Source organism: Mycoplasmopsis cricetuli ATCC 35279 (genome assembly GCF_000526955.1).
GTDB classification, from domain to species: Bacteria; Bacillota_I; Bacilli_A; order Mycoplasmatales; family Metamycoplasmataceae; genus Mycoplasmopsis; species Mycoplasmopsis cricetuli.
Genome location: NZ_JAHB01000001.1, coordinates 94251 through 120541 on the forward strand (window position 1 = coordinate 94251; position 26291 = coordinate 120541).

General features: G+C 25.3%; 20 protein-coding genes, 1 tRNA gene and 1 rRNA gene. 5 read left to right on the plus strand and 17 right to left on the minus strand.

Annotated features, from left to right (window positions below; all coding sequences use genetic code 4):
* Position 1 precedes the first annotated feature (1 nt).
* The 14 genes from U744_RS0100535 to U744_RS0100600 all read right to left on the minus strand — a co-directional run bounded on the left by U744_RS0100535 (position 2) and on the right by U744_RS0100600 (position 20219).
* Positions 2 to 952, minus strand: coding sequence for a sugar ABC transporter permease (locus tag U744_RS0100535; protein WP_025755172.1), 951 nt, complete (start codon positions 950 to 952; stop codon positions 2 to 4).
* Positions 953 to 3967, minus strand: a complete 3015-nt coding sequence (locus U744_RS0100540) for a carbohydrate ABC transporter permease (RefSeq protein ID WP_025755173.1) — start codon at positions 3965 to 3967, stop codon at positions 953 to 955.
* Positions 3968 to 3970: 3 nt separating this feature from the next.
* On the minus strand, positions 3971 to 4450 hold the full coding sequence (locus tag U744_RS0100545; RefSeq protein ID WP_025755174.1) for a hypothetical protein: 480 nt from the start codon (positions 4448 to 4450) through the stop codon (positions 3971 to 3973).
* Complete coding sequence (locus U744_RS0100550; protein WP_025755175.1) at positions 4450 to 6876, minus strand: hypothetical protein; 2427 nt, start codon at positions 6874 to 6876, stop codon at positions 4450 to 4452. Before U744_RS0100550 ends, U744_RS0100545 begins: the two co-directional genes overlap by 1 nt.
* Positions 6877 to 6896: 20 nt before the next feature.
* Positions 6897 to 7355 carry a hypothetical protein gene (locus tag U744_RS0100555; RefSeq protein WP_025755176.1) on the minus strand — a complete coding sequence of 153 codons (459 nt, stop codon included), beginning with the start codon at positions 7353 to 7355 and terminating at the stop codon, positions 6897 to 6899.
* Between the two features lie 33 nt (positions 7356 to 7388).
* Positions 7389 to 9266, minus strand: a complete 1878-nt coding sequence (locus U744_RS0100560; RefSeq protein WP_025755177.1) for an alpha-amylase family glycosyl hydrolase — start codon at positions 9264 to 9266, stop codon at positions 7389 to 7391.
* Positions 9267 to 9411: 145 nt separating this feature from the next.
* On the minus strand, positions 9412 to 10335 hold the full coding sequence (locus U744_RS0100565) for an NAD(P)/FAD-dependent oxidoreductase (protein WP_025755178.1): 924 nt from the start codon (positions 10333 to 10335) through the stop codon (positions 9412 to 9414).
* A 1-nt stretch (position 10336) separates the two neighbouring features.
* Entirely contained in the window at positions 10337 to 11326 is a 990-nt protein-coding gene (gene lgt, locus U744_RS0100570) for a prolipoprotein diacylglyceryl transferase (protein ID WP_025755179.1), read from the minus strand.
* Positions 11319 to 12242 carry an HPr(Ser) kinase/phosphatase gene (gene hprK / locus U744_RS0100575; RefSeq protein WP_025755180.1) on the minus strand — a complete coding sequence of 308 codons (924 nt, stop codon included), beginning with the start codon at positions 12240 to 12242 and terminating at the stop codon, positions 11319 to 11321. Before hprK ends, lgt begins: the two co-directional genes overlap by 8 nt.
* Before the next feature lie 35 nt (positions 12243 to 12277).
* On the minus strand, positions 12278 to 15124 hold the full coding sequence (gene uvrA, locus U744_RS0100580; protein ID WP_025755181.1) for an excinuclease ABC subunit UvrA: 2847 nt from the start codon (positions 15122 to 15124) through the stop codon (positions 12278 to 12280).
* Between the two features lie 10 nt (positions 15125 to 15134).
* Entirely contained in the window at positions 15135 to 15638 is a 504-nt protein-coding gene (locus U744_RS0100585; RefSeq protein WP_025755182.1) for a hypothetical protein, read from the minus strand.
* A gap of 11 nt (positions 15639 to 15649) precedes the next feature.
* On the minus strand, positions 15650 to 17644 hold the full coding sequence (gene uvrB, locus U744_RS0100590; protein ID WP_025755183.1) for an excinuclease ABC subunit UvrB: 1995 nt from the start codon (positions 17642 to 17644) through the stop codon (positions 15650 to 15652).
* A 194-nt stretch (positions 17645 to 17838) separates the two neighbouring features.
* Positions 17839 to 18768 carry an ABC transporter permease gene (locus U744_RS0100595; RefSeq protein ID WP_025755184.1) on the minus strand — a complete coding sequence of 310 codons (930 nt, stop codon included), beginning with the start codon at positions 18766 to 18768 and terminating at the stop codon, positions 17839 to 17841.
* Positions 18768 to 20219 (minus strand): ABC transporter permease, encoded by a 1452-nt coding sequence (locus U744_RS0100600; RefSeq protein ID WP_084644097.1) that lies wholly within the window; start codon positions 20217 to 20219, stop codon positions 18768 to 18770. Before U744_RS0100600 ends, U744_RS0100595 begins: the two co-directional genes overlap by 1 nt.
* On the opposite strand from U744_RS0100600, the gene U744_RS0100605 reads away from it, so the two are divergent.
* Positions 20191 to 20394 carry a hypothetical protein gene (locus U744_RS0100605; protein ID WP_156921598.1) on the plus strand — a complete coding sequence of 68 codons (204 nt, stop codon included), beginning with the start codon at positions 20191 to 20193 and terminating at the stop codon, positions 20392 to 20394. The genes U744_RS0100600 and U744_RS0100605 overlap by 29 nt on opposite strands.
* 80 nt (positions 20395 to 20474) lie before the next feature.
* Here U744_RS0100605 and U744_RS0100615 read toward each other — a convergent pair whose 3' ends face one another.
* Positions 20475 to 22058, minus strand: a complete 1584-nt coding sequence (locus U744_RS0100615; protein ID WP_025755187.1) for an ABC transporter ATP-binding protein — start codon at positions 22056 to 22058, stop codon at positions 20475 to 20477.
* Between the two features lie 63 nt (positions 22059 to 22121).
* Positions 22122 to 23516, minus strand: coding sequence for a BMP family ABC transporter substrate-binding protein (locus tag U744_RS0100620; protein ID WP_025755188.1), 1395 nt, complete (start codon positions 23514 to 23516; stop codon positions 22122 to 22124).
* Positions 23517 to 23709: 193 nt separating this feature from the next.
* Between U744_RS0100620 and U744_RS0100625 the strand changes: the two genes are divergently transcribed.
* Positions 23710 to 23783 (plus strand) — tRNA-Gly (locus tag U744_RS0100625).
* Between the two features lie 144 nt (positions 23784 to 23927).
* Here U744_RS0100625 and rrf read toward each other — a convergent pair.
* Positions 23928 to 24033: ribosomal RNA gene (rrf, locus tag U744_RS0100630) — 5S ribosomal RNA — on the minus strand.
* 135 nt (positions 24034 to 24168) lie between these two features.
* Here rrf and U744_RS0100635 point away from each other — a divergent pair.
* From U744_RS0100635 to U744_RS0100645, 3 genes are all read left to right on the plus strand, one after another.
* Positions 24169 to 24813 (plus strand): DUF402 domain-containing protein, encoded by a 645-nt coding sequence (locus U744_RS0100635; protein WP_025755189.1) that lies wholly within the window; start codon positions 24169 to 24171, stop codon positions 24811 to 24813.
* A gap of 104 nt (positions 24814 to 24917) precedes the next feature.
* Positions 24918 to 25070 (plus strand): 50S ribosomal protein L33, encoded by a 153-nt coding sequence (gene rpmG / locus U744_RS0100640; protein WP_025755190.1) that lies wholly within the window; start codon positions 24918 to 24920, stop codon positions 25068 to 25070.
* Positions 25071 to 25146: 76 nt separating this feature from the next.
* Positions 25147 to 26193, plus strand: coding sequence for a M24 family metallopeptidase (locus tag U744_RS0100645; protein WP_025755191.1), 1047 nt, complete (start codon positions 25147 to 25149; stop codon positions 26191 to 26193).
* The last annotated feature ends 98 nt before the right edge of the window (positions 26194 to 26291 follow it).

Sequence of the window (26291 nt, forward strand, 5' to 3'; positions counted from 1 at the left end):
GTTATCCTTTAACTGCTCCTTCTGAAAGTCCTCCAACAATATATTTTTGCAAATACATAAATAATGCAAAAGCTGGCGCAGAAGCTAGCAGTGATCCTGCTAAGTAAGCTCCATAATGAATTTGTTTTGGTTCAGTTTCAATAAATGTAAGTAATCCAACTGCCAAGGTTCGATCACTATTGTCAAATAATACAAAGCGTGGTAAAATGACATCAGTAAATGGAATTAAAAAAGATCAAAGTGCAACCATTATTAATGCTGGACGAATTACAGGAAGTAAAATTTTAAAAAACAATCCTCAGTTAGTGCAACCATCAACCTTTCCAGAATCATCCAACTCTGATGAAACTGTATCTAAATAACCTTTAAGCAAAAAAGTATTTGATGCAATTGAACCCCCAGTATAAATTATAACTAACATATAAATAGGACTAAAGCCTAGTGCTTGCCCCATTTTCACGATTATAAAAAGTGAAATTAGTGAAGAAGTAGCTGGAATTAATTGTAAAAGCATAATAATACCTAGTGAATGCTTTGAACCTACAAATTTAAAACGTGAGTATGCATAAGCATTAAGAGCTACTCCTGAAGTGGAAAGAATCATTGTCAATGTTGCAATTATTAATGTATTTTTATATCATTGTCCAAATAGACTGCGATCACTTTTAAATAAATATTCAAAATTATCAAAACCAAATTTAAATGGCAAAATTGAAATAATTCTTTCATTTTCAACATTAAATGAAGTCACTATAAGAGAAACAACTGGAAAAAGAATTACAATAGCTCAAAAAATTAAAACAACATAATTAACAAACAATCAAAAAATTTCACCTAAAGTTGGTGGTTTTAAATCTGATTCATTAAAATTAATACGTTTTTTGATTTTATATTTATTATCATTAAATTGAATTTTGTTAGCAACTGAATTATAAAAATTATTTTTTTTCATTTAATCCTTTTTTGACATACTTTTAATAAATCCTCGAGCTGAAATTGCAATTGTCATCAATGAAGCTAAAGTAGTGAGTGCTGCAGCAAATGCTTGATCACCTTCAATTTTAACAGCTCCAGTGGCAATTTTATAAACTCATGAAATAATAATATCGGTTGTTCCTTCTCCAAAAGCAGTTGCATGTGCATAAGCTGGTCCTCCACCTGTAAATAAGGAAATGGTAGTAAAATTATTAAATGCTCCAACAAATTGTCCAATAATCATAGGTGTAATCATTAAAAATAATTGTGGTATAGTTAAAAATCATAACAAATGTTTTCCTTTACCCCCATCAATTGAAGCTGCCTCATAAATATCTTTAGAAATTGATTGTAAATTCCCTGTTACAAGCATAAAAATTCAAGCATAAGAAATTCATGTTTGTACTAAAATCACAAGTACTCGAGCTAAATTAGCACTTTCTTTAAGTCAATTAATTGAGTTTTTTAAAATTCCTAATTTTAATAAAATAAAATTAAAATATCCTGAATCACCTGCTACAAATGAATTTTTAAAAAATGTAACGGTTACAAATACTGGAATTGCTCAAGGAATAATATAAATTAACCGAAAAATTTTTTTACCTTTTAATCTAGGATTATTAACTAAAATTGCTAAAATCATACCCAAAATAATTGGTAAAATTGATGAAAAAATAGTTCATACAATAGTTCATGAAAAAACTTTAAACATTGATAATAACAAATTATTTTTTCTAAAAATTCATCATTTTCCCCACTGTCCAAGTCCTACTCACGAAACCTTTTGTGTAACAGGATCATGCAAGTATCCAAAATCAGTAAATGAAATTAAAATTGAAGTAATTACTGGAGTTGCTACAATAAAAATCATTAACACTCATCCAAAAAGAGAAATCATTCAAGGAAATCCGCTTGTGTTTAATCATCTTTTAGTTGCTGATCATTTGCTTGGCCTCAATCCATGCTCTAAAGCTATTGAAACTCTGCGTGCACCAATTGCTGAAATTAAAAAATACATAAAAGTAAACACAAGTAAAATAATTGAAACAACGCCACCAAAAAGATAAAAACGAGCATCAGGTAAAATACCTTTTTCAATATCTCTAATATTAGCTCCTAAATCTATTAGTCCAAAAATTCCGTTAATTTTATGTCAATACAAACCAAGTGCAAATGGAATAAAACCTAAATAAAAAAGTAATGAGGTGGCAACCATTAATGAGCCTTTGATGTATTGTTTAAATCATATTAATTCAGGTAGTCCTGGAAAAATAAATCCTAGAAAAGTTGCCCAAATATGAATGTTTTTAATGCATTCTACTGGAATTGATTTTTGAGCTTCATTAAATTTACTTTCAAATATTTTTTTATCGATATTAAATTCAGATCTTCTTCTAAAAAATAGAGTGTTTAAAGTATTTTTAATTTTAGAATATTGATTATTTATTTTTAAATCATTTTTTGATTCTCTATAATTTATTTTAGTTTCTAATTTTAAATTTTTATATGCTTGTTTAGAAATTTGTTTATTTTGAAATTTAATTTTTATACTTTTTAGAGTATCTGCATAATTTTTTTTAGCAATTTGTTTTTTATGATTGATTTTATCTTTTTCTGCTTTAATTCCATTGTTTAAAATAAAAATTTGTTTATGAATAATGTTTTCACATTTTTCTTTTAAAAAATGAATTCGAGTTGTATTTAAATCATGTGCATAATCCAAATATGCTTGTCCAATAACTAAATTATACTTTCCGTTATAAGTGAATTTTTCTATACATTTTCCTTTTTTAACTAAAAAATTTCCTTTGTAATAATATTTGATAATTTTTCTAATATTATAAGTGTTAATTAATGAATAAACTTCTTTTTTAATTAATTTAAAAAAATGTTGCTCTTGAGCTGATAAAGATAAAATTTTATCATTTAAATTTTGATTTGTCAAATTCTTTAAATTTAATAAATCACCTGCAATATTAATTAAGTCTTTCTGATGAGAACTATTAATATCTTCTTTGATTAATTTTAAAACTTTTTTATATTCTGATTTGATTTGTTTAATTTTTTGATAAGAAGTTTGTTTTATATTGCTTAAATAATTACTATTTTGTTTTTGAAATTTTAAAATTAAATTTTGATTTTCTTTAATTTTATTTTTAAAAATTTTTGTTTTCTCTTTTATTTTTTGTTTTTCTTCGATATATTTTTGATTATAGTGATATTCAGCTTTTAATGCTCTTTGTTTATAATCTAATTTTAGATTATATTTTTCTACTAAGTATTGCTTTTTTAAATTTTCTTTTTGATTAAAATATTTATTTTGAAATTCTCTTTTTTGTTTAAAAAATTGAATTCTTTTTTCTTCAAATTTTCAAATAAAATCTCGCATAACTAAATTAATATTTTTAATTTGATTTAAATATTTTAAATCTAATTCACTTAGATTTTCCTTAATTTCATCTAAATTAAATTCTTTTATATTGAATTTTTTATATCAAATAACTGAAGCGTTTAAAATAGCATATTTTTGAAAAAGCTTAATTTCTTCATTTAATGTATTAAATTTTAAATTCTCAATTAACAATTCTTTTTGTTTAATACTATCAGTAGTGTTTGTTAGTGAATTTTGATAATCTAATGAATATTTAATTAACTTTTTTTTCTTTTGTTTTAATTTTTTAATTTCATATGCTATAAATTTCTCAAATGAATCAGAAAAAGATAGTTTTTTGTAAGTTTCTTTTAAAACCTTAATTTTATTTATATAAGCTACTTTATGACTATACAATTCTCTTTTTAAATTAGAATCTAATTTTGTTTTAGTCCTTAAAAACAAATCTTGATTAACTTTTTTTTGAAAATTTAATTCTTTTAACATTCTTTGCATTTTAACTTTTGCAAAATGCTTATATGATTTAAGGGATTTTGATAATTCAGGAACAAGTATTTTATGTTCATCTCCATATCAATTATATAATTTTAAATCCTCCAATTTTTACCTCCTTTTTCTTGAGGTCATATTTTGATTTAACTCATATTTATTAATTTTTCTTTTAACAATTAAATTAACAAATAAATAAATTAAATACAACACACACAATAAAGCACAAATTGTTATTATTACTCCAGAAATTTGCTGAAAAATATTAAGTGTATTAAATTTATACAAATAAGGAATAAAAGATATTACAACATAAATAATAATTCAAATAATAAAAAATAAACAACCAGCTTTAAGCTTATATCTTAAAAAATATGCATAAAATATAAAAAAAATAACAATTAATGAATTAGAAATATATGAAAAAAGTTTTAAAATTTTCAAATTTTCAAATTTATTTATACTTATTTTTAACAAACCATTTATATCATATCCTGTTGAAATAATTCAAAACATAAGTGCAATTGAAATAATTGCATTTAATACTGCAAAGATATAAAAATCATGTTTTTGAAAATTAATCTTAAATTTCATTATTTGTCAAATTTTATAAAAGTATCACCTTTGCTATCATTAATGTTTCTAACTCCAACTTCAAAATTTTCTGATAATTGCTTAAAAATTTCTTGTTTAAATCAATTTAAATCTTTGTTAACTTGATTATTAGTTACAAGTTTATTAAAAAAATCAACATTTCCAAAAGTTTTATCATTTCATTTGTCTCAAACAACACTACCAAACTGAGGATTTGAATTATCAAAACGACCATTTTGGGTTTTAAAAATACCAAGTCCATCATTTTCAATTGTCTTAGTTGAAGTTAAAACATTTAAAATTTTATCAAAACTAAGAGTTTTTAAATATTGAGAAATTTTTTCTTCAATTGTTTTAATTTTAATGTTATTTGGTAATTCATTTTCAGCTTTTTTAACTTGATCTTCAATAAATACTTTTAATTTAGCTTGATTTACATAAGCTCCAAAATATAATCTAGCTGCTTTTTTGATTGTTAAATCATCAGCTGGAGTTAATGCCACTTCTTTTACAAAAGATAAAGCTTTATTTTCAATTTCATTAAATTTATTTTCAAGTTTTTCATTATCATTTATGATTTCAACAAGTGAATTTACAAGTTTTAATTTTTCTGAAGAATTATCACCGTTAGCACCAAAAAGATATTTTTCAATTTTTCTAAGATGTCAGCTGTTTTCATCTTCTAATAATTCAATTTTTGTTGAAAGTTTATCTGATTTAATAATATTATCTTGAATTAATCATGTTTTTCCATCTTTTGATTGAAATTCTGATAATTTTTTTTCAAACATTGCTGCTAAGGCATTTCTAAGACCTGTATACTGATTAATTGTTTCAACAAATGAGTTACGTGACTGTTGAGAAATTTTTGGAATTGAATTAAATTCGCTATTGTTCTTTAAATTTTCTTTAAATAAAATATTTTTTTGTCCAATTGGATCATTAGTATTTTCTACTTTTTGTTCCCAAACATAAAAAATTCCAAGTGAACTAGCTTGATTTAATTCAACAAATTCTTTAAAATTTTCCATTAATTCTTGATGTGATTTATAATTAAGTGATTTAATAAAATCAAAATATTCTTGATTTTCCTTAACTGCAAATTCAGAAGCTTCTTTTTTAATTTTATCTTGAAATAAATGTGTATATGGAACTTTTGAGTCAGCTTTAAAATAAGCAAAATTGGCATTTACAGAAAAAATATTTTTTAATAATTCACTAATTGCTTTTTTTCTTTGTTCTGAAGCTCCATTATTTCTAATATTAATTAAAAAAGATCATGCCCCTTTGGCTTGAATGTATTCATATTCATCAGTAGCATTAATAACATTAAAAAAACTCTTTGCATTAGCAGATTTTTCAGCATTTTGCAAGTCTCAAGTACCAATAATTGCATAGTTAATTTTTCCATCCTTCATTAATTCAAAAATTTTACTTTGCACTTGAGCCATATCAGAAGTTAGTACAGCTTTTAAATCTTCTTGACTAATTCCTTTTTTATATCATACTGAAGTTTTAAAATCATTTTTTGACATTAAATATGCAGCTTTAAAAACTGGTCAATAAATTTCTGCTGCAACTCCTGTTGCTTTTTTAAATTCTTCTCTGAAAATATTTTCATTTTTATCAAAAAAACCTGAGCTAATTTTTCCATCTTTTGAATAAAGAAACTTGGAAATATAGTTAACTTTATCTTTTTCAGATTTTGTCTCATTAAGTTTTTTAAACACTCCAGCTAAAATTCCATTTCCATATCATAAATCTTGCATACGAATAATAGCATCACCTTTTTCCACTAACTCTTTTAAACTATTTGTTGAAGTGTTTTGTAAATCAGCTAGTGCATCTTTTTGTTCTTTATTTGAAACTAAAATAATTCCTTCAGTATTATGTCTAATTGCATACAAGCGATTTTCAGCTTGAATTTGTCCATTTTTTGTAACAAGACCTGTAACACTTCCAAAACTTTCTAATTGTTTTTTTTCTTCTTCAGTTGAGCCAATTTCTTTTGTAATTTCATTGAAAAGAGTAGGATTAAATTTATTAAGTTCAACTACTTTATTGTTAACAACAAAATCAGTAATTCTATCTTGAGGAGCATAAAAAATATCAGGAACTTGCTCACGATCATCAATTCCTACTTGAGTATCTAAAGCACTAAAAACATCCTTTTGAACCATTTTTAATCTATATCCTTTAGCATAACTTTCACTTTTATTAAAAAGTTTATTTACTTCATCATAAAAAGTAGTTTGTTTTCCATCAACAGCAATTAAAATTTCTTTTGACTCATTGCTTGATATATGATCATTTCTAGCTTCTGGATTATCAACAGTTGAGGTTGAATTTGAAGAACAAGAACTAGCAATTGAAATACTGCCAAGTGTTGATAGTAACAATGATGATAAAATTAATTTTTTTTTCATAATTTTTTCCTTTTAAAATGTTATTCAAATGCAATTTCATTTTTTATGTAACCTAAAATAGCAAAAATAACAGTTAAAGGAACTAAACCTAAAACATTACAAATAATACAAAACACACATCACATTTTTCCTTTTTCAGTTTTAGAAAAAATATATCCTAAGTGTATGCACATTAAAGTTGATATCAATCAGGAACTAACTATTAAAATAATTAAAATTCTTCCAGAAAATGTTTTAATTTGATTAACTATTATTTTTAAATTTGCTTCATTAAAATGAAAATTTATTGAATAGAATAACATAAATATAAATATTAAGGCTATTAAAATAACCAAATTTGCAAAAACTATAAATAAATATTCAATTATTTTTGGAACATATTTACGTTCAAGTGGTAATTTACCAAGCAAAAAATATCTCATTTTAGTTTTAAATGAAATGTTTTTTTGTCTTTGCTTTTTGAATTTATTATTAATCATGCCTTAACTTTATTTTAGTTTAAAACAAGATGATTATTTCTTTCTGGAAGCATTATTTCAGATTTTTTTACTTCAATTTTGACTAGTCAAATTGATTATTTTAAATACTCCAATAGCTCCAATTCCATTACCTAAAAAAGAATTTTTATCATCACATATTTTTATGTTCTTTGAAATTAAAGTGTCGATAATTTGATATGAATTTTTTAATTTAACCTTAAAATCAATTTTGTTTCAATCAAAAATATAAAGTAAATATTCTCCTTTTCCATTAGTGCGAACATTAAATTTAGAAAAATCAATATTGTCTAAATTTTCAACTAATTCTTTAATATCTACAATAGTGTTTAAATTTTGTGAAATAACATAAGGGTATTCATTTCTAATTCAATTTAATTTTTTAACTAAATTATAAGTTGAATTAGGATCTTTGATTGCATTTTCAATTGTTTGCTCATTCTTAGATAAATTTAAATAAATTCTACTAAATTTTTCTCCAGAACGTTTTTCATAAAAATCAACTCTTTTATCTTTATCACTTCAAGGGAAGGCTTCACGAATTAAATTATCTCCTTTTTGTTGAGGACCTCCATGCAAATTTAACTCTATTCCATTATATAAAATTGGACTCCCTGGACGTGAAAGTAAACTAGTTAAACCATATTCAATAATTGTTTTATCAACTTCAGTTAGTTTTTGATCATTAAAAACAGAATTGCTCAAATTTTTGACTTTAATTTTAAATTGATTAATTCATCTTTGCACGTCATGATTATCTAAAAATGGCATTCAAGTTGAATTATTTTTATTTAAATATTCAAGTAATTGTTTTTCTTGTTCATGTTCAATAGAAACTGAAATTTGATCTTTTCAATGAAAACCATCAATAACACTATCAAGACCCAGATTATTTTTTTTAATATAAAGTTGTGCTTCTTGAGGTGATTTTCATCATTCGCCAAATAAAAATGGTTCATTTGAAGATCTAATGGTTCCATCATTTAGCACTTCTTTGTTAACTTTTCTTAGTTGTCTAAAAAATTCATTTGTTTTATTTAAACCATTTGTTTTAGGTTTATATGGATTTTTGCTATCAAAAAAATGATAAAAAGCATCATATCGAAAGCCATCAACACCAAGTTTAGATCAATATCTTTGTACTGCTTTTAATTGTTCAATTACTTTTGGATTATTTAAATTTAAATCAGGCATTCCTTTTCAAAATTCAGCTACATATTTTTTACTAGTTGATTGTCTACTTTTTAAATTCAAAAAATGTCTTCTACTATGATCATCATCAATTCCAAGACCCGCAGTATTATCTGGAATGCTTAAATCTAAAAAGTAATAATAATCTTGATATTTTTTATCACCAGCAAGAGCAGCTTGAAATCAGGGATGTTCATATGATGTATGATTAAAAACCAAATCAAGAATTACTTTAATACCATTTTTATGTGCATGTTTTAAAAAATCTAAAAATGCATTTTTGCCACCTAATTCTGGTGCAACATCTAAATAATCAATTACATCATATCCATGATATGAACTAGCTGGATGAATTGGTGATAAATATAAAGTATTAATTCCCAAATCAATAAAATAATGTAAATTATTTTTTAAACCAATAAAATCTCCTATTCCATCATTGTTTCCATCAGCAAAAGAATACACAGTTAATTGATATATAGTTTGTGAATTAACTTTTTTTTCAAAAGGTGCTACATTATTTGTATTTAATGAATTCTGTACATAATCTAAATTGATTAAACTATTCTTTAAAATATATTCAGAAAACTTTGTATCTCCTCATTTTTGCACATTTTTATTTTTTTGTTTACATGACGTAACTAACAAAACAGGCACTAAAATAAAAGAAGGAAGTAAAAATTTTAAAAATTTTATAATCATAATTAAATTATATAAATTTTAAAATAACTTTTTTTATTACTTAAAATGTTTTTATTTTTTAAATTTGTTTTAAATTTTTAAAAAGTAAATAAAATAAAAATAAAAAAAACACTTAATATTAAAAGTGTTTTTTTTATGACTAAAATTATAAACTGTTAATTAGATCAGAAATTTTTTTTGCTGCAATTGCTCCATCAGATGCAGCTGTTACAATTTGACGAATTTCCTTTGCTCGAATATCTCCTGCTGCAAAAATTCCTGGAATTTTTGTTTGCATAGTTGATTCTGTTACAATAAATCCTCTGCTATCAAAAATATCAAGATCTTTTGCAAAATCTGCTACAGGTAAAAGACCAATATAAGGGAAAAATGAACTTACTTTAATTGTGTGTTCATTTCCTTGACTATCTTTAATAATTGCTTCTTCTAAGGCATTTTCTCCCAGTAAATTAACAATTTGTGAACTATAGTAAACTTTAATATTAGGCATTTTTAACATTTCTTGCACAAGTTTTTTTTCTGCATTAAAAAAATCATCTTTAATAACTAAATGCACTTCTGAAGCAATTTTACTCAAATAAGTTGCTTCTTCAACGGCAGAATTACCACCTCCTAAAACTAATGAAGGTAAATTTTTATATAAAGGTCCATCACAAATTGCACAAAAACTAACTCCACGCCCAATTAAACGTTCACAATTTGGGATAAAAGTTGGAATTCTATTTTTCATCCCTGAAGCTATCAATATTACTTTACTTTTATAAATTTTGCCATCACTAGTAATGACTTCTTTTTCATAATCGCCATGGTTGATAATTTTTTCTACATTACCATAAATTTGTTCTGCTCCATACATTTTTGCGTGCTTTAAAAAAGATGTAGCAAGTTGTCAACCTTCAACTAATTCAGTACCAATTCAATTTTCAATTTTACTAGTAGCTGATAATTTACCTCCACCAATTTCTTTGTCAATAAAGGCTACTTTTAAATTTGCCCTTGAAGCATATAAAGCTGCATTTAAACCAGCTGGTCCAGCTCCAATAATAATTAAATCATATTTAACATTCATTTTAAATGACTCCTTTATTTTGAATATATTTTTCCTTAACTCGACAAGCATGTGCTGTAAATGATGTGCAAGCTACATGCTGTTGATATTTAAGTTCATCTTCATATGTATAAACAAAACGATATTTTTCTCAAGTACGAATATATTTGACTTTTGATAAAAATTGAAAATAAATAAAGACAATAGCACCACCAAGAATAAAAAATAAAGCTGCATTTGAATAAAGTGAAAAAGCTTCTTGACGAAGTGGTTCCATTGCTAAACGAACAGTTCCATATCAAATAAAATAAAGTGCTGAATGAGTTCCTGGTTTAAAAATACCAAATAAATTTAAAACTCAAACAATAATTAAATATCCAAATAAATTAGCGAGTCCTTCATATAAAAATAATGGATAACGATAAGCACCACTAATTCCCAAAGTATCAGTATATGAATCAGAAATGTATAAATTATCAGCAATAATTTTTCCAAGTGAAGTTGCGGATTTTCCACTTCAATCAATTTTTCCATAAACTTCATGATTGGCAAAATTTCCTCACCGCCCCACAAATTGTCCAATTAAAATAGTTGGAATAATAATGCTTAATGTTTTACGATAATCAATAACATCACGTTTTTTTCATCCATAAATCATTCCAGCAAGAGCCCCTAAAATAACTCCTCCTTGAATTGAAAGACCTCCATCTCAAATAGCATACCAATGCGTACCTTCAAAAGGCTTATCTTCATAAATTAATGCTTCAACTACATATCCTAATCTTGCTCCAATTAATGAAATAGGTATAATAACAACAACAAAAGTAAGTAAAATATCAATTTTATAATTTTCTCTTTTTCAGAAAAAAACAATTGTTAAAATTGAAGCAATAATTCCGAGCATAATCATAAAAGAATAAACTCTAAAATCAAAATTTCCAATTCTAAATAAAATTGTTGGTGTTCCAACACGAATAGCTGCATCAGGAACATAACTTGGAATATTACTCATCATTTAATCTCCTTTTCATTTTTTCAATAACATTTAAACCATCATGCCTTGCTAGATAAGCATTAACAGCAGCTTCAATTAAAACTGCAGCAGAACCACCTTCTTTTATTGGAATTTGAATTTTTTTAATTGAACGACCAAAAATTGGATACTTTAAAAATTCAATACCAATTCGATCTAACTGATTTTGTTTTTCTTTGTTTACTAGTTCAACTACCAAATTAATTACACTAGAAGAAGCCACTGCTCTGGTTCCATAAGTATATTTTATATCAATTGCTCCAATTCCTCTTACTTCAAGTAAATCTTTAGTTATTTTAGGTGATGAGCCAATAAAATGATTTCCTAAATCTTTAATTAAAACTGCATCATCAGAAATAAAAATATGACCTCTTTGAATTAACTCTAATGCTGCCTCACTTTTACCTGAACCAGATTCCCCAACAATTAATACACCAGTTCCTCCAACAAGCACCAAGGAACCATGAACTTGAATTAATTGAGCAAAATGGCTATTTAAATAAGTGCCAATACTAGTTACTATAATTGAACTTGAAAATTGTTGACTATGTGAAACAGGAATTTTATATTTAGAAGCAATCTCTTTAATTAAAACAATATTTTCTTTACTAACCCCTTTTGAAAGTAATACAAGAGGAGGATAAAATCCAAAAATATGTTCTAAAATTTCTTTTGTTTTTTGAGTCCCAATTGATTCAAATCATTTGCTTTCAGTTGTTCCTCAAGCCACTACATTATGCGCAATTCTTTCGCTACCTGTTTTAGTTGCAAGTTCAAGTCCAAGTCTTTTAATAGTAGGATAAAAAATTTCAAAATTATTTAATTTAATATCTTTATTGATAATATCTAGCTCAAAAAAATTAATAATATCATTGGCATAAATTTTTTTATTCATGTTGCTCCATATAATCTTCAATTATACCTTTTATTTTATTGTTCTAAAATTTTATCCAAGAATTGCCCAGTATATGATATTTTAGAATTTCTAACTTGTTCAGGAGTTCCTGAAGCAATTATTTTTCCTCCTTTAATTCCACCATCAGGACCCAAATCAATAATATGATCAGAACATTTAATTACATCTAAATTATGTTCAATTACAAGTACTGAATCACCATTATTAACAATACGATTTAAAATCAAAATTAATTTTTTTACATCGTGATTGTGTAAACCTGTAGTTGGTTCATCAAGAACATAAAGGGTTTTTCCTGTTGGTCTTTTTTGTAAATAGGTTGCTAATTTAACTCTTTGTGCTTCTCCACCTGATAAAGTTGTTGACATTTGTCCTAATTTAATGTATCCAAGTCCAACATCTTGTAAAATTTTTAATTTTTCCACAATTTTTACTTTTGATTCAAAAAATACTAAAGCATCATCTACTGTCATATTTAACACATCTGAAATTGTTTTATTTCGATATTTAATCTCAAGAGTTTCACGATTGTATCTTTTTCCATCACAATCATCACAAGCTACATAAACATCTGGTAAAAAATGCATTTCAATTTTAATAAATCCATCACCAGAACATTTATCACAGCGCCCTCCACTTAAATTAAAACTAAATCTTGATTTAGAATATCCTCTAATGCGAGATTCTTCAACATTAGCATATATATCCCGTATATCATCAAAAACTCCAGTGTATGTTGAAGGGTTTGATCTTGGTGTTCGACCAATTGGACTTTGTGAAATTGGAATAATTTTATCTATATTTTCTAATCCTTTAATTGAGGAAAAATTTGCTTTTTTGTGATTTTGTCCTTCACTTAGTCCAAGTGAATATTGAATTCCTCTCACTAATATTTCATTAACTAAAGTACTTTTTCCTGATCCACTAACACCAGTTACTGCAACTAACTTTCCAAGAGGAATTGTTACATCAATGTTTTTTAAATTATTTTCTTTAGCACCAATAATAGTAATAGTTTTTCCATTTCCACTTCTTCTAGTAGTTGGTACTTTAATTTTTCACTCGCCAGATAAGTATTTTCCAGTAATTGAATTTTTATTTTGCACAATTTCTTCAACTGAGCCTGCCGCTACAACCTCTCCACCTTCGCTTCCAGCTAATGGTCCAATATCAACAATATAATCAGCTGAAAAAATAGTATCATCATCATGTTCAACAACAATTAATGTATTGCCTAGATCAACCATTTTTCTTAGCGTTTCTATTAATTTAATATTATCCTTTTGATGCAAACCAATTGATGGTTCATCAAGAACATATAAAACCCCAGTTAAATTTGAACCAATTTGAGTTGCAAGTCTAATTCTTTGAGATTCACCACCTGAAAGAGTTTCAGCGCTTCTATTCAAAGTTAAATATTCAAGTCCTACATCTTTTAAAAAAGAAAGACGATTTAAAATTTCTTTAATTACAATTTTAGAAATTTGTTTTTCATTTTTAGTAAAAATTAGTTGAAGTTTATCAATAAAATCCAAACATTCTTCAATTGACATTTTGCTAAATTCATAAATATTTTTTAAATTAATTTTAACTGCTAAAGCATTGTTATTCAAACGAGATCCTTTACAAGTGTGACATGTAAAAGAACCCATGTATTTTTTCAATGAGTCTCTAACTGCATCACTTGTAGTTTCATAATATTTTCTCTCAATTTTAGTTAATAATCCCTCAATATATTTTTTAACTCTCACTGAGGTTCTTGATTTAGACTCAATTTCAAATTCAATTTCTTTATCTGAACCATATTTAATATAGTCTAAAAGATGATTAGGAATTTCATCAATTGGAATATTTTTATCAATATTGTAATGATTTAATAAAGCTTCAAATTCTTGAACTTCAATATTTGGAGAAAATAATTTATTTTCAAAATATTTAATTCCATCAAGAGAAATACTTCTTCAAGGTTCAGGAACAAGAGCATCTCAATCTGCTTTAAATTCAACTCCTAATCCTTTACAATTTTGGCACATTCCATATGGTGAATTAAAAGAAAATAATCTTGTTTCAATTTTTGGTAATGTAAAATCTTTGTAAATACATGAGTGATTTTTTGAATAAATTTGTTCTTCACTTGTTATAAAATTTTGTACACGAACCAATCCTTCAGCTTTTTCACAAGCTATTTCAACTGCTTGAGTAATTTGATTGCGATTTTCCTCTATTAATGTAATTCGATCAATAACTAAATCAATTGTGTGTGATTTAGTTTTATTTAGTTCAATTTTATCTTCAAGTAAATAATTTTGTCCATCAATACGTACACGTAAAAAACCTTCTTTTTTTAATTTTTCAAGTAAATTTTGATGTGATCCTTTTTCTCCATCAACTAATGGTGCATAAATAATTAACTTTGATTCATTAGGCTGTTTATAAATTGAAGTAATTATATCCTTAGTGCTTTGTGAAGTTATTTCAATGTTGTGTTTTGGGCAGTAAGCTTTACCAATTCGAGCAAATAGCAATCTAAAATAATCATAAATTTCAGTTACTGTACCAACTGTTGATCTTGGATTGTTAGCAGTAGTTTTTTGTTCAATTGAAATAGAAGGACTTAAACCTTCAATTGATTCAACATCAGGTTTTTTTGTTCCTCCTAAAAACATTCTGGCATAACTACTTAAACTATCAACATATCTTCTGCGTCCTTCTTCATAAATTGTATTAAAAGCAAGTGAACTTTTTCCTGAACCACTTAATCCTGTAAAAACAATCATTTTGTTTTTAGGAAGTGTTAAAGATACATTTTTTAGGTTATTTTCTCTTGCCCCTTTAATAATAATTTGATCTTTTTGTGCCATTTAATTGCTCCTAATTTGGTAAATCACATCCATTAACTGGCCTTAATATTAAAGTAGTTGATAAAAGTTTTTGTTGCTGATCTAAAGTAAAAATATTTAAATCATTAACTAATTTAATAATATCATTTGCACTACCATCAAGTTGTAAGAAAAAGAAAGTCTCCTTTGCTAAATTATAAAATTGATGAAATAAAACTTGATTTTTAATTAAATCATCAAAACATTTAATTTTATTGTTTTCTAGTTGCTCAAATAGTAACTGAGTTTTTTTATCTAATGATGATCTTTTTAAAACAATTAAATATCCAAGAGCCCCAGCAAACAATTTAATGTCTCTAGTAAAAGTAGAATTATCAGTAAAATATGAAAAAGTTAAATAGTGAAACAAAGCTTGATCATTTGTTGCTACTTTTAAAAGTATCTTTCGAAATGAATCATAAATTGATACTACATCTAAAGTTTGACTTAAAATAAAATCTTTGTTATTTTTAATTTCTTCAATTGAATAAATCATTTTTGCTCCTCTTAATTTTTTTGTAATTCAATTAAAATATCCCTTAATTCAATTGCTCGCTCATAATCATGAAGTTTTGCAGCTTCTTCCATTTGTTGTTTAATTTCTTTAATAATTTGTTCTTTATTTTTAACAGTAGGTTTCTTTGTAATATTTTTACCTTCTTGACTTTTTGAAAGAAGTAATTCAACTGCATTCATTAAATCATGCCCTTGAATTGGATCATGAATTGGTTTGATGATTGTTTGAGGAATAATATTATTTTTTAAATTATAAGCAATTTGCATTTTTCGCTTTTCTTGATTGTCATCAATGCATGCTTGCATGCTTTTTGAAATATGATCAGCATAAAAAATAGCTTGACCTTTATGATTACGTGCTGCTCTACCTGTGATCTGAATTAATGAACGTGTATTACGCATAAAACTTTCCTTATCAGCATCAAGCACAATTACTTTAGAAACTTCAGGTAAATCAATTCCCTCTCTTAATAAATTAATTCCAATAACAACTTCATAGATTCCTGATCTTAATTTTCTTAAGATTTCATTTCTTACAAAAGTGCTATGCTCAGAATGAATATAAGCTGCTTTAATTCCACGTTCTAACAAATAAGCACTTAGTTCCTCAGACATTCGCTTGGTTGTTGTTAAAATGATTGTTTTTTCATTTAATTTTCTTTGTTCAATTATAGTATCATAAATATCTTCAATTTGATTTTTTGTTGGTTTAATAACAATCTCAGGGTCAAGCAATCCAGTTGGACGAACATAGAGTCTGGTCACTACTCCTTCAGTTTTATCTAACTCATAATCTCCTGGGGTAGCAGAAATATAAATTTTAGTAAAATCAAAATTATTTTCTCATTCATGAAATTTTAATGGTCTATTATCAAGTGCGCTAGGAAGTCGAAAACCATAATCAACTAGTGAAGATTTTCGTGAAAAATCACCTTTATACATGGCTTGTAATTGAGGAATAAACATATGTGATTCATCAATAAACATCAAAGCATCTTTTGGGAAATAATCTAAAATTGTATAAGGTCTTTGACCTGGAATTCTTTTATCAAGATACATTGAATAATTTTCAATTCCCTTACACATTCCAAGCTCTTTCATATCATCAATATCATTTTTAATTCGTTGATTAAGTCTTGTAGCTTCAAGTAGTTTTCCTTGTTCAGAAAAATGTTTTAATTGGATTTCAAGTTCTTTTTGAATCAAAGGAATAATTTCATCATAAATAGAACTCTCAGTAGCATAAGCATTACCAGGAGATAATGAATATAAAGCTACTTTTTTTAAAACATTTTTAGTTAATGGATCTACTAAAGCAATCTCTTCAATTTCATTTCCAAAAAATGAAACACGTATACATGTATTTTCTGAATCAGCTGGTCTTACTAAAACAATATCTCCTCGCACCGCGAAATTACCTGGCTGTTGATCAATATCATTACGCTGATACTTAATTTGAACTAAGTGAGTAATAAAATCTTTAACACTAATTTTCATTTTAAGAAAAAAACTATAAAAAGATTCCTTGTACATTTCTGGATTTAAAATTCCATAAATAGCACTAACTGAAGCTACTACAATAGTATCTTTTCGAGTTAATAATGAATTAACTGCACTTAAACGTAAAATTTCAATTTGTTGATTAGTTTTAGAATCTTTTTCAATATAAGTATCACTACCAGGTAAATATGCTTCAGGACGATAATAATCAAAATATGAAATGTAATATTCAACAGCATTTTCAGGAAAAAAGCCTTTTAATTCACTATATAATTGACTTGCTAATGTTTTAGTGTGTGAAAGAATAATAACTGGTTTGTTAAATTCTTTAATAACATTTGCAATTGTAAAAGTTTTTCCAGATCCAGTTACTCCAAGAAGAACTTGATTTTTTTGATTGTTTTTAATATTTTCAACTAATTCAGCAATTGCTTTAGGTTGGTCCCCACTTGGTTTGTAATTTGAATGCAGTTTGTAAATACTCATAAATTAAATTATATATTTTTTCAAATTAAATCATTTAAAACTGAAGAATAAAGATTGTTAATTAAAAATAAGAAAAACACTCTTTTATTAATTTGCTATTAAATTTTTTAAACTTAATAGTCATATTAAATATGAGTGCTTTATTAAGTAAATATTATTATTATTATTATTAACTTCTTAATTTAAAAATCAAATTATCTTTTTGATTTATCATATGGCAATCCAACAGCTGCTGGAGCTTTTGAATTTTTGGAAGTAAATGCAAGCAATACAATTGTAAATACATAAGGTAAAATATTAAAATAATCAGAATAATTTTTAATACTTTCAAATGAATTTATTCCTGAAGAAATAGTTGAAGATGTTGCATATATAAGTGAAAAAATAAAAGCAATTAAAATAATATAAATTGATTTTCATTGTCCCATGATTAAGACAGTTAAAGCTAAAAATCCTAAACCATTTGTAGTTCCTGTAAATGCAACTCCACGCAATTGAAAAAATATTGATCCAGCAATTCCTGCTAAAAATCCTGAAATAAAAACTCCTTGTCATTTATAAAAATTAACATTAACTCCTGCAACATCAGCTGCTTGAGGATTCTCTCCAATTGATTTTAATCTTAAACCTCACTTAGTTTTGTTTAAAATAATTAAAGTTATTATAAAAATTATAATTAATATAAAAACTTTAAATGAAATAATATTAGTAAGATTTGTTGAAGAATCAGTTGATACAGCCAATTCAGCAACTGGCGATATAAATTTATTTCCTTCTCCAAATATTTTTAACATAAAAAAGGCAATTGCAGGTGCAACTAAATTTAATGCAACTCCTGAAATAATGTGATCTCCTTTTAATTTAATAGTAACAAAACCATGTAATAAAGCAAAAAAACCTGTTATTATTGCTGCTATAAAAGTTATTGGAATTTGCATTCATGGAGATGATATATTAAATGATTGTGCTAAAAATCCGTAAAAAACCGCACCTACAATCATCATTGCTTCTATTGCAATATTAACAATTCCTACTCTTTCACTAAATAATCCTGAAAAAGAAGCTATCCCTAAAATACTAAAAAAAGCAAAGGTGGATATTAAAATTAAAATAAACTCACTCATTATTTAATCTCCATTCTAATATTTGAATGTTTTTTAAGCATACTTTCTACAATAAGTGATTTTTCATAGTTATATCATTTTTTATTTTCAATTTTTTCCAGTTCATACTGTTCTTTTAAAATTTTAAAATCAAAATATCCACTATTTGTTAATTTTTCATTTAGAATAATTCTCTTTTTTGATAATTCATTATAAAAATTTAATTTTTGATCATCACTTAAATTTTCACTAGCTCGAGCATAAAAAGTATTTTTTAATTCATTTTTTCATTTAGCTCAATTTTTAGAATTTTTTAAATTTTTTATTTTAATTATTTGTTTAGATTTTAAATATTTTTTGAACAATAAATATTTAATAGTTCAATATGTTTTAAAAATACTAATTTTATGTTCTTTTGCCAATTTATTCAATTTTTCTATATGATTAACAAAATTCATATTTTCTTTTTGTAAATAATCTATTGTTTGCTTTTTAAATTCTAATAAATTGTTTTGATTTTCAGTGTGAATTTTTTTATTTATAAGTGAAAAATTAAATCCTTTTAAATCAGTATAAAAATACTTACTTTTAATTAAAAATATAAACTTAATAAATTTATTGATTGGTCTAAATTTAGCAAAAACAACTGAAATAGCTGCTAAGTAAATAATAATTCCAGAGATAATTTGAACTGTTCCTTCATCTAATTTTGAAGATAAAAGTTGTAATCCTCCTCCACTTGGTGATGTTGTTAAAAAGGCATAAAAAATAGATGTAAATATGCTTCCAATTGGTGAATTATGTCCAAGAAGCGATACTGCAATCGCATCAAAACCAATTGTTTCAGGTGAAGAACCAACTGCAATTTTTCCACGAACAAATACAAATCATAAAAAACCTGCTATTCCTGCAAAAATACTTGATGCAACAATAACTAAAATGGTTAAAACTTTTTCATTTACTCCAGCATATTTTGCAGCTTCCTTGTTTAATCCATTCATTTTAATTTTATAACCCAAAGTGGTTCTTTTTAAAAGAATTCACATACTAAAAGCAAAAATAATTGAAATTATTAAAATTAATCAAGCAAAAATTTGGGATTTAAAAAAATCTGTTTGAAAAACTAAATCTTTAGTGGTTGGCGAAGATGAAAAGCCTTGTGATAAGGCAAATGGATATTGAATAACTCCTTTTAAAATCTGATAACAAATATAATAAATAATTCAATTTAATAAAATAGTTGTTACTACTTCATTAACATTTAAAAAAGCTTTTAAAACACCTGCAATTAAACCTACAAGTAATGCTGCTAATATTCCAAAAATAAATCCAATAAGTAATGATCATCAAGAAGAAAAAATTACTTTATCACTAGTTGATGATAAATAACTAGTGATTAAAAATGATAAAAGTCCAGAAGACATCATTTGACCTGGAACTCCAATGTTAAACATTCCAGATTTAAAACACATTCCAACTGCTATTGAACTAAATATAAACACTGAAATAGTTATTAATAATTGAAATATTTTTATTTTAGCTGATATTCTAATTATTTCTTTAAAAAAACTAAAAGGATTTACTCCTATAATTAAAATAATAATTGAAGAAATTATTAATCCAAAAACAATTGCTCAAGAAGAATAAAATATTTTTTTCTAGCAGAAATATTATCTTCTTTAAAGAAAAAAGAATTATTTTTTTCTTTATGTATATTTTTTGTTTTATTATCCATTGTTTACTCCTGCCATCAATAATCCTACTTCATTTCTAGTTATATCTTTAACAAATTTTTTTTCTGAAACTGTTCCTTTATTAATAACCACAATTGAATCAGCAAGTGCAAAAATTTCATCTAATTCATATGAAATTAATAAAATTGTTTTTCCTTGTTTTTTTTCTTCTAAAATTTTGCTATGGATAATATTTATCGCACCAACATCAAGTCCTCTTGTTGGCTGAACTACAATAATAAAATTGTGATCAGTTAACATTTCTCTTCCAACAATTGCTTTTTGTTGATTCCCCCCTGAAAGAGAACGTGCTACTGAATAACCTTCTCTTCCGCCTCTTACATCAAAATCCTGTTGAATTTGATTGTAAAATTTTTGAATATTTTTAGTTTTTAAAAATAAATTATTACTAAATGTATTTTCATTTAATCTTCTTATAATTGAATTATCTAAAATTGAAAAATCTAATACAAGTCCGTGTTTGTGGCGATCTCCTGGAATATAAGAAATTCCTTCATTTTTTTTCTGAGATACTGATAAATTTGTAATGTCTTTTAATGAACTAGTTTTTTGAATAGAATTACTAGAATTTTTAACATTATTATTAGTTCCTATAAAAATTTTACCTGATGATGGCTTTAGCATTCCAGAAGCAACAAATTCAATTTCCTCTTGTCCATTTCCTTCAACACCTGCAATAGCTAATATTTCGCCTTTTTGAATTTCAAATGAAACATTTTTAATTCCTTTTAAATATTTTGCTGAAACATTTTTAAAAGCAAATCCAATTTCGTTTTGAATATTTTTTTCAGTATTTTTAGGTAAAACAACTTTTTCTCCCACCATTGCTTCAGCAATTTTTTCTGTATTAACATTTTCTAATGTTGGAAAATGAGCAACAACTTCTCCTAAGCGAATAACTGTAGCCTCATCTGCTACACTTTTAACTTCATTTAATTTATGAGAAATAAAAATAATTGTTTTGCCATTTTTTCTAAAAATACGCATAGTTTCTAATAAACCTTCAATTTCTTGAGGATTTAAAACTGCTGTTGGTTCATCAAAAACTAAAATTTCAGCATCACGATATAACATTTTCATAATTTCAACTTTTTGTTGAGTTGAAACAGTTGCATTTTGAGTTTTTTGAAATAAATCAAAATGCAAATTATATTTATTTTGAATTATTTTAACTTTTTCAATTGCTGATTTTCTATCTAAAAAAGAATATTTTTCAAATTCACTTCCTAAAATAATATTATCTAAATTAGTATATGCACCTACTAATTTAAAATGTTGGTGAACCATTCCTATTCCTAATGCATTTGCTTGATTTGGATTTTTAATTGAAATTCCATGTCCATTAATTTTAATTCTACCGCTTGTTGAAGAATATAGTCCAAAAAGAATTGACATAAGTGTGCTTTTCCCTGCTCCATTTTCTCCAATTAAAGCATGAATTGTGCCTTTTTTAACTTTTATACTAATATTCTTATTTGCCACAATAGAATTAAATTTTTTAGTAATATTAACAAATTCTACAGCATAATTTATTTGATTTTTATCTATATTATTCATATTAAAATAAAATGAAAAAATGCAAAAAATAACTTTTTAAGTAAAAGTTATTTTTTATTTAATCTAGTAAGTTGAATTTGTTCCTTTTAAAGGTGAAGAAGTTTTAGCTGTAGAAGAATTTGCTTGAGGAACTTGCTCATTGATTTCTTTTACTAAATTATTAATTTTAGTTATATTACCTTTATCATCACCATTTTTTAGTTCTGGAATATTTAATGTTTTTCTAATGTCGCTCTGATTTTGAGTTATTTCCTTAAATTTAGCAATCGCTGCATCAATTGCAGGTTGTGCCTTGCTTGTATCTCTTGTATCATTATTAGTTGTCTTTGCAATTGTTGATGGAGATAACCCTACGGCATCAACATTAAATCCTAATTTAGCATGTTCATTTTTACTTCCTAGAACAAAATTAGGAATAATATCTGAATTTGAACCTTTTTGCACAAATAAATCAGTTAATGTTCTATATAAAGTGTTTCCGATTTTTTTCTCAATTGATGTAAAGAACAGTTTTTCAACATCTTCACCAAATAATCCTGCTTGATTAGTATCAACACCAATTATATAAGGTTTGTTTTCTGAATTATAAGCCAATTGCCCTGTTTCTGCTGTTAGTGATCCAGCAACAGGTAAAATAATTTTTGGATTGGTTGCAATAATAGAACTGATTGTATTTTTTGTATTTTCATTTGAAATAAAACCAGTATTTAGACTAATTGTATTTGTTGAAATTTTTGTTATTTTTGAAGAATTTTCATTATATTTTTTAATACCTTGTAAATATCCTGCAATGAAATCAGTTACACCAACTCCTGCTCCACCACCAAATGTATTTACTTTTCGATCTTCATCTTTTTCAACTGTTTCTGATAAATATTTAGCTGAAGCTCATCCAGCCATTCAACCAGCTTCTTCTGTTTTATATAGTAATGAAATTAAACTTCCTGGTTTAACATTGTCATCTTGTAAATCTCAATCAACACCAATGATGATAATATTTTTATCATCAAAAGCTTTTTTATTTTGCTCAATTTTATATCATTTTTCAAATTCTGTACCATGTTGAAATCCTGTAAGAACTCAAACATTTTTGTTAGAATTAACAAGATTTGTATAGGTTTCCCCTAATTTTGTTGCATCAGCATTAATATAATTGTTATCATTATTTTTAACTTGTTTTGAATGTTGTGAAATTGCTTCTCACAATGACTGATTAAATGATTTATCATCAACTCTTCCACTTGCTGTTACTAAAACAATGTCTAATTTAGCAATTTTGTTTTCTGTAATAGCTTTTTCAACTTCTGCTTGTTTAGCTTGAACAACATCTTTAATATTTGCAACATCTGTGTTAGCATAAATATTTTGTCCACGAGTATTTTGTCCACAAGACATAGCAACTGTTGCAGGAGCTAAAGTAGCTACTCCTCCTAAGAGAAATAAAATTTTTTTCTTCATAATAATCCTTTTTTATAAATAATTTAATATTTATATTTGAATTATAACAAATTACAAATATCATTCAATGTTAATTAAAAATTTAATTATTATTAATATTATTTATTTCATACTTTTTAAGATAAAAAAATAAAATAAAAAAAATTTTGTTATTGCTTTTTTTGTATTATAATTGTTTTGTAGTGAATAAATTGCGAGTGTAGTTTAATGGTAGAACTTCAGCCTTCCAAGCTGACTGTGAGGGTTCGATTCCCTTCACTCGCTCCATTTCATTTATTTGTCCTAAAAAAGTACATCCTTTGTGATGTGCTTTTTGCTTTATAATCATTTTAATTATTAATTTTGTATTAATATATATATATATATATAAAAAAAAAAAAAAAAAAAAAAAAAAAAAAAAAAAAAAAAAAAAAAAAGCAACTCCCTATTTTTGCATTTCTGCTATCTTCGGCGTAAGAGGGCTTAACTACTGAGTTCGGAATGGTATCAGGTGATCCCCTCTGCTTTGGTTGCTCTGAGTAAAGTATAACACAAAAAAATAAAATCAAAAAAATTTTTTTATTTTTTTACAATAATTTTTTTTAGAAATAACAATTTAAATATATTAATTATATATAATTTAAAAGTATATAAAATATGATCAGGAACTATTATGCAATGAGATTTTAAAAATCTAAAAGTTGGACAAATGGTAGATGTTCAAGCTTATAAATTTAATGGATTTTTATATCGTCAATGATCTTCAGCAAAAGTAATTTTTAACAATTCAAGGCATGTTGTTTTATTTTTATCAAACACTAAAGTAAATGAATATGATAAATGTTTGAATCGTTGAAGATATACTGAAAGTGCATTATGATTTTTACCAAAAAATTCTTATTTTAATGCAATTATTTTGTTAAAAAATAATTTTGGTATCTATCATTACATAAATATTGCTTCAAAACCAATATTTGAAGAAGGAACTATTAAATTTATTGATTATGACTTAGATGTCAAATGCTACCCAAAAAAAGAACTACAAATTGTGGATCGTGATGAATTTTCTCGCAATATTGTACAAATGCAATATCCTGAAAATTTAAGAAAAAAAGTTTTTGAAGAACTTAAAAATATTATTTCCTTATATACTAATTATGCATATTTTTTTAATAATGAAATTTTCGCTTATTATTTAGATATTCTAGTAAAAGATAAATTATTGGACAAACGTATTTATGATAATTTTGTAAAAAATAACATTCAAAAATATAATGAAGAATTTGATATTTTTTCGGAAATTATGAAAAACAAGTAACAAATTAATATTCAATTACTAAAAAACATGAATGTGTTATAATACTTTTAAATTTTTAAACATATTTTTAAATAAATTTTATAATTTGAATTAAAGGAGCAAATATGGCAAGAGAAGGATATACTTTAGCATGCACTGGATGCAAAATGGAAAATTATATTTCAAAGAAAAATAAAAAAACTCACCCTGAAAAAATTGAATTATCTAAGCATTGTTCAAAATGCAATACACACACCACACATAAAGAAAAAAAATAATTTTTTTACAAAAATACAAAGATGCTCTTTGTATTTTTTAAAATAAAAATTAAAATTTTATTCAAAGGAATTAAAAATGAATCGTAATAAATTAGATCAAATGTTTGCTAAAACTAAAGTGGAAGCCTTAATTTCTGAAGCACCTCAAACAAGACTTTGATATGCTGATGTACAAACTAGTGATGGATTAATTGTTATTGAAAAGGAAAAAGCAACTTTATTTGTTGATTCAAGATACATTGAATATGCAAACAAAAAAGCTAAAAATGTTGAAATTATTTTAATTAAGGAAAATAGTGTTGAAGAATGATTTAACAAAAGACAATTAAAATCAATTGCACTTGAAAGTAATTATTTGGTAAAAAACTGAGAAAATAGAATTAAAAAATTAACTAATGCACAAAAAATTGAATGAGTTGATTCACAAGAACTTAGAATTGTTAAAAGTCAATTAGAAATTGAAAAAATGCAACAAGTTATTGATGTTTCACTTAAAGCATACAATCAATTTATTCAATGAATAAAGCCTGGAATAACTGAAAAAGAAGCTGCTGCAAAATTAAATTATTTATTAAAAATAAATGGATCTGATAAAGAAAGTTTTGATGAAATTATTGCTTCAGGATCTTCTTCTGCTGAACCTCATCACCACCCTACTGATAAAATAATTGAAAATAATTCATTACTCAAAATTGATTTCGGCGGTCTTTTAAATGGGTATGCAGCTGACATTACAAGAACTTTTATTTTAGGAGATTCAACTAAGGCTAATCCTAAAATGTTAGAAATTTTAAAAATTGTTGAAAAAGCAGCAGCTCTTGGTCGGGCACATGTTAAACCTGGAATTAAAGCAAGTGAAATAGATAAAATATGTCGTGATTACATTGCAAGTAAAGGCTATGCAGATAATTTTTTACATTCAACTGGTCATGGCCTTGGAATTGATGTACATGAATTACCTTCTGTTTCATCAAAATCAGATTATATTTTAGAACCTGGAATGATTATTACAGTTGAACCTGGAATTTATATTAAAGGTTTAGGTGGTGCAAGAATTGAAGATGATGTTTTAGTAACTGAAACTGGTCACTATGTTTTTTCGCGTCCTGAAGAAAATAAATAATTTGAAATTTTAATAAATCAAAAAACACAATTTCTAAAGTTTTGTTTTTTGATTTATTTTTTTAATTCATTTAAGTTTTAAATTTTCATTTTTTATGC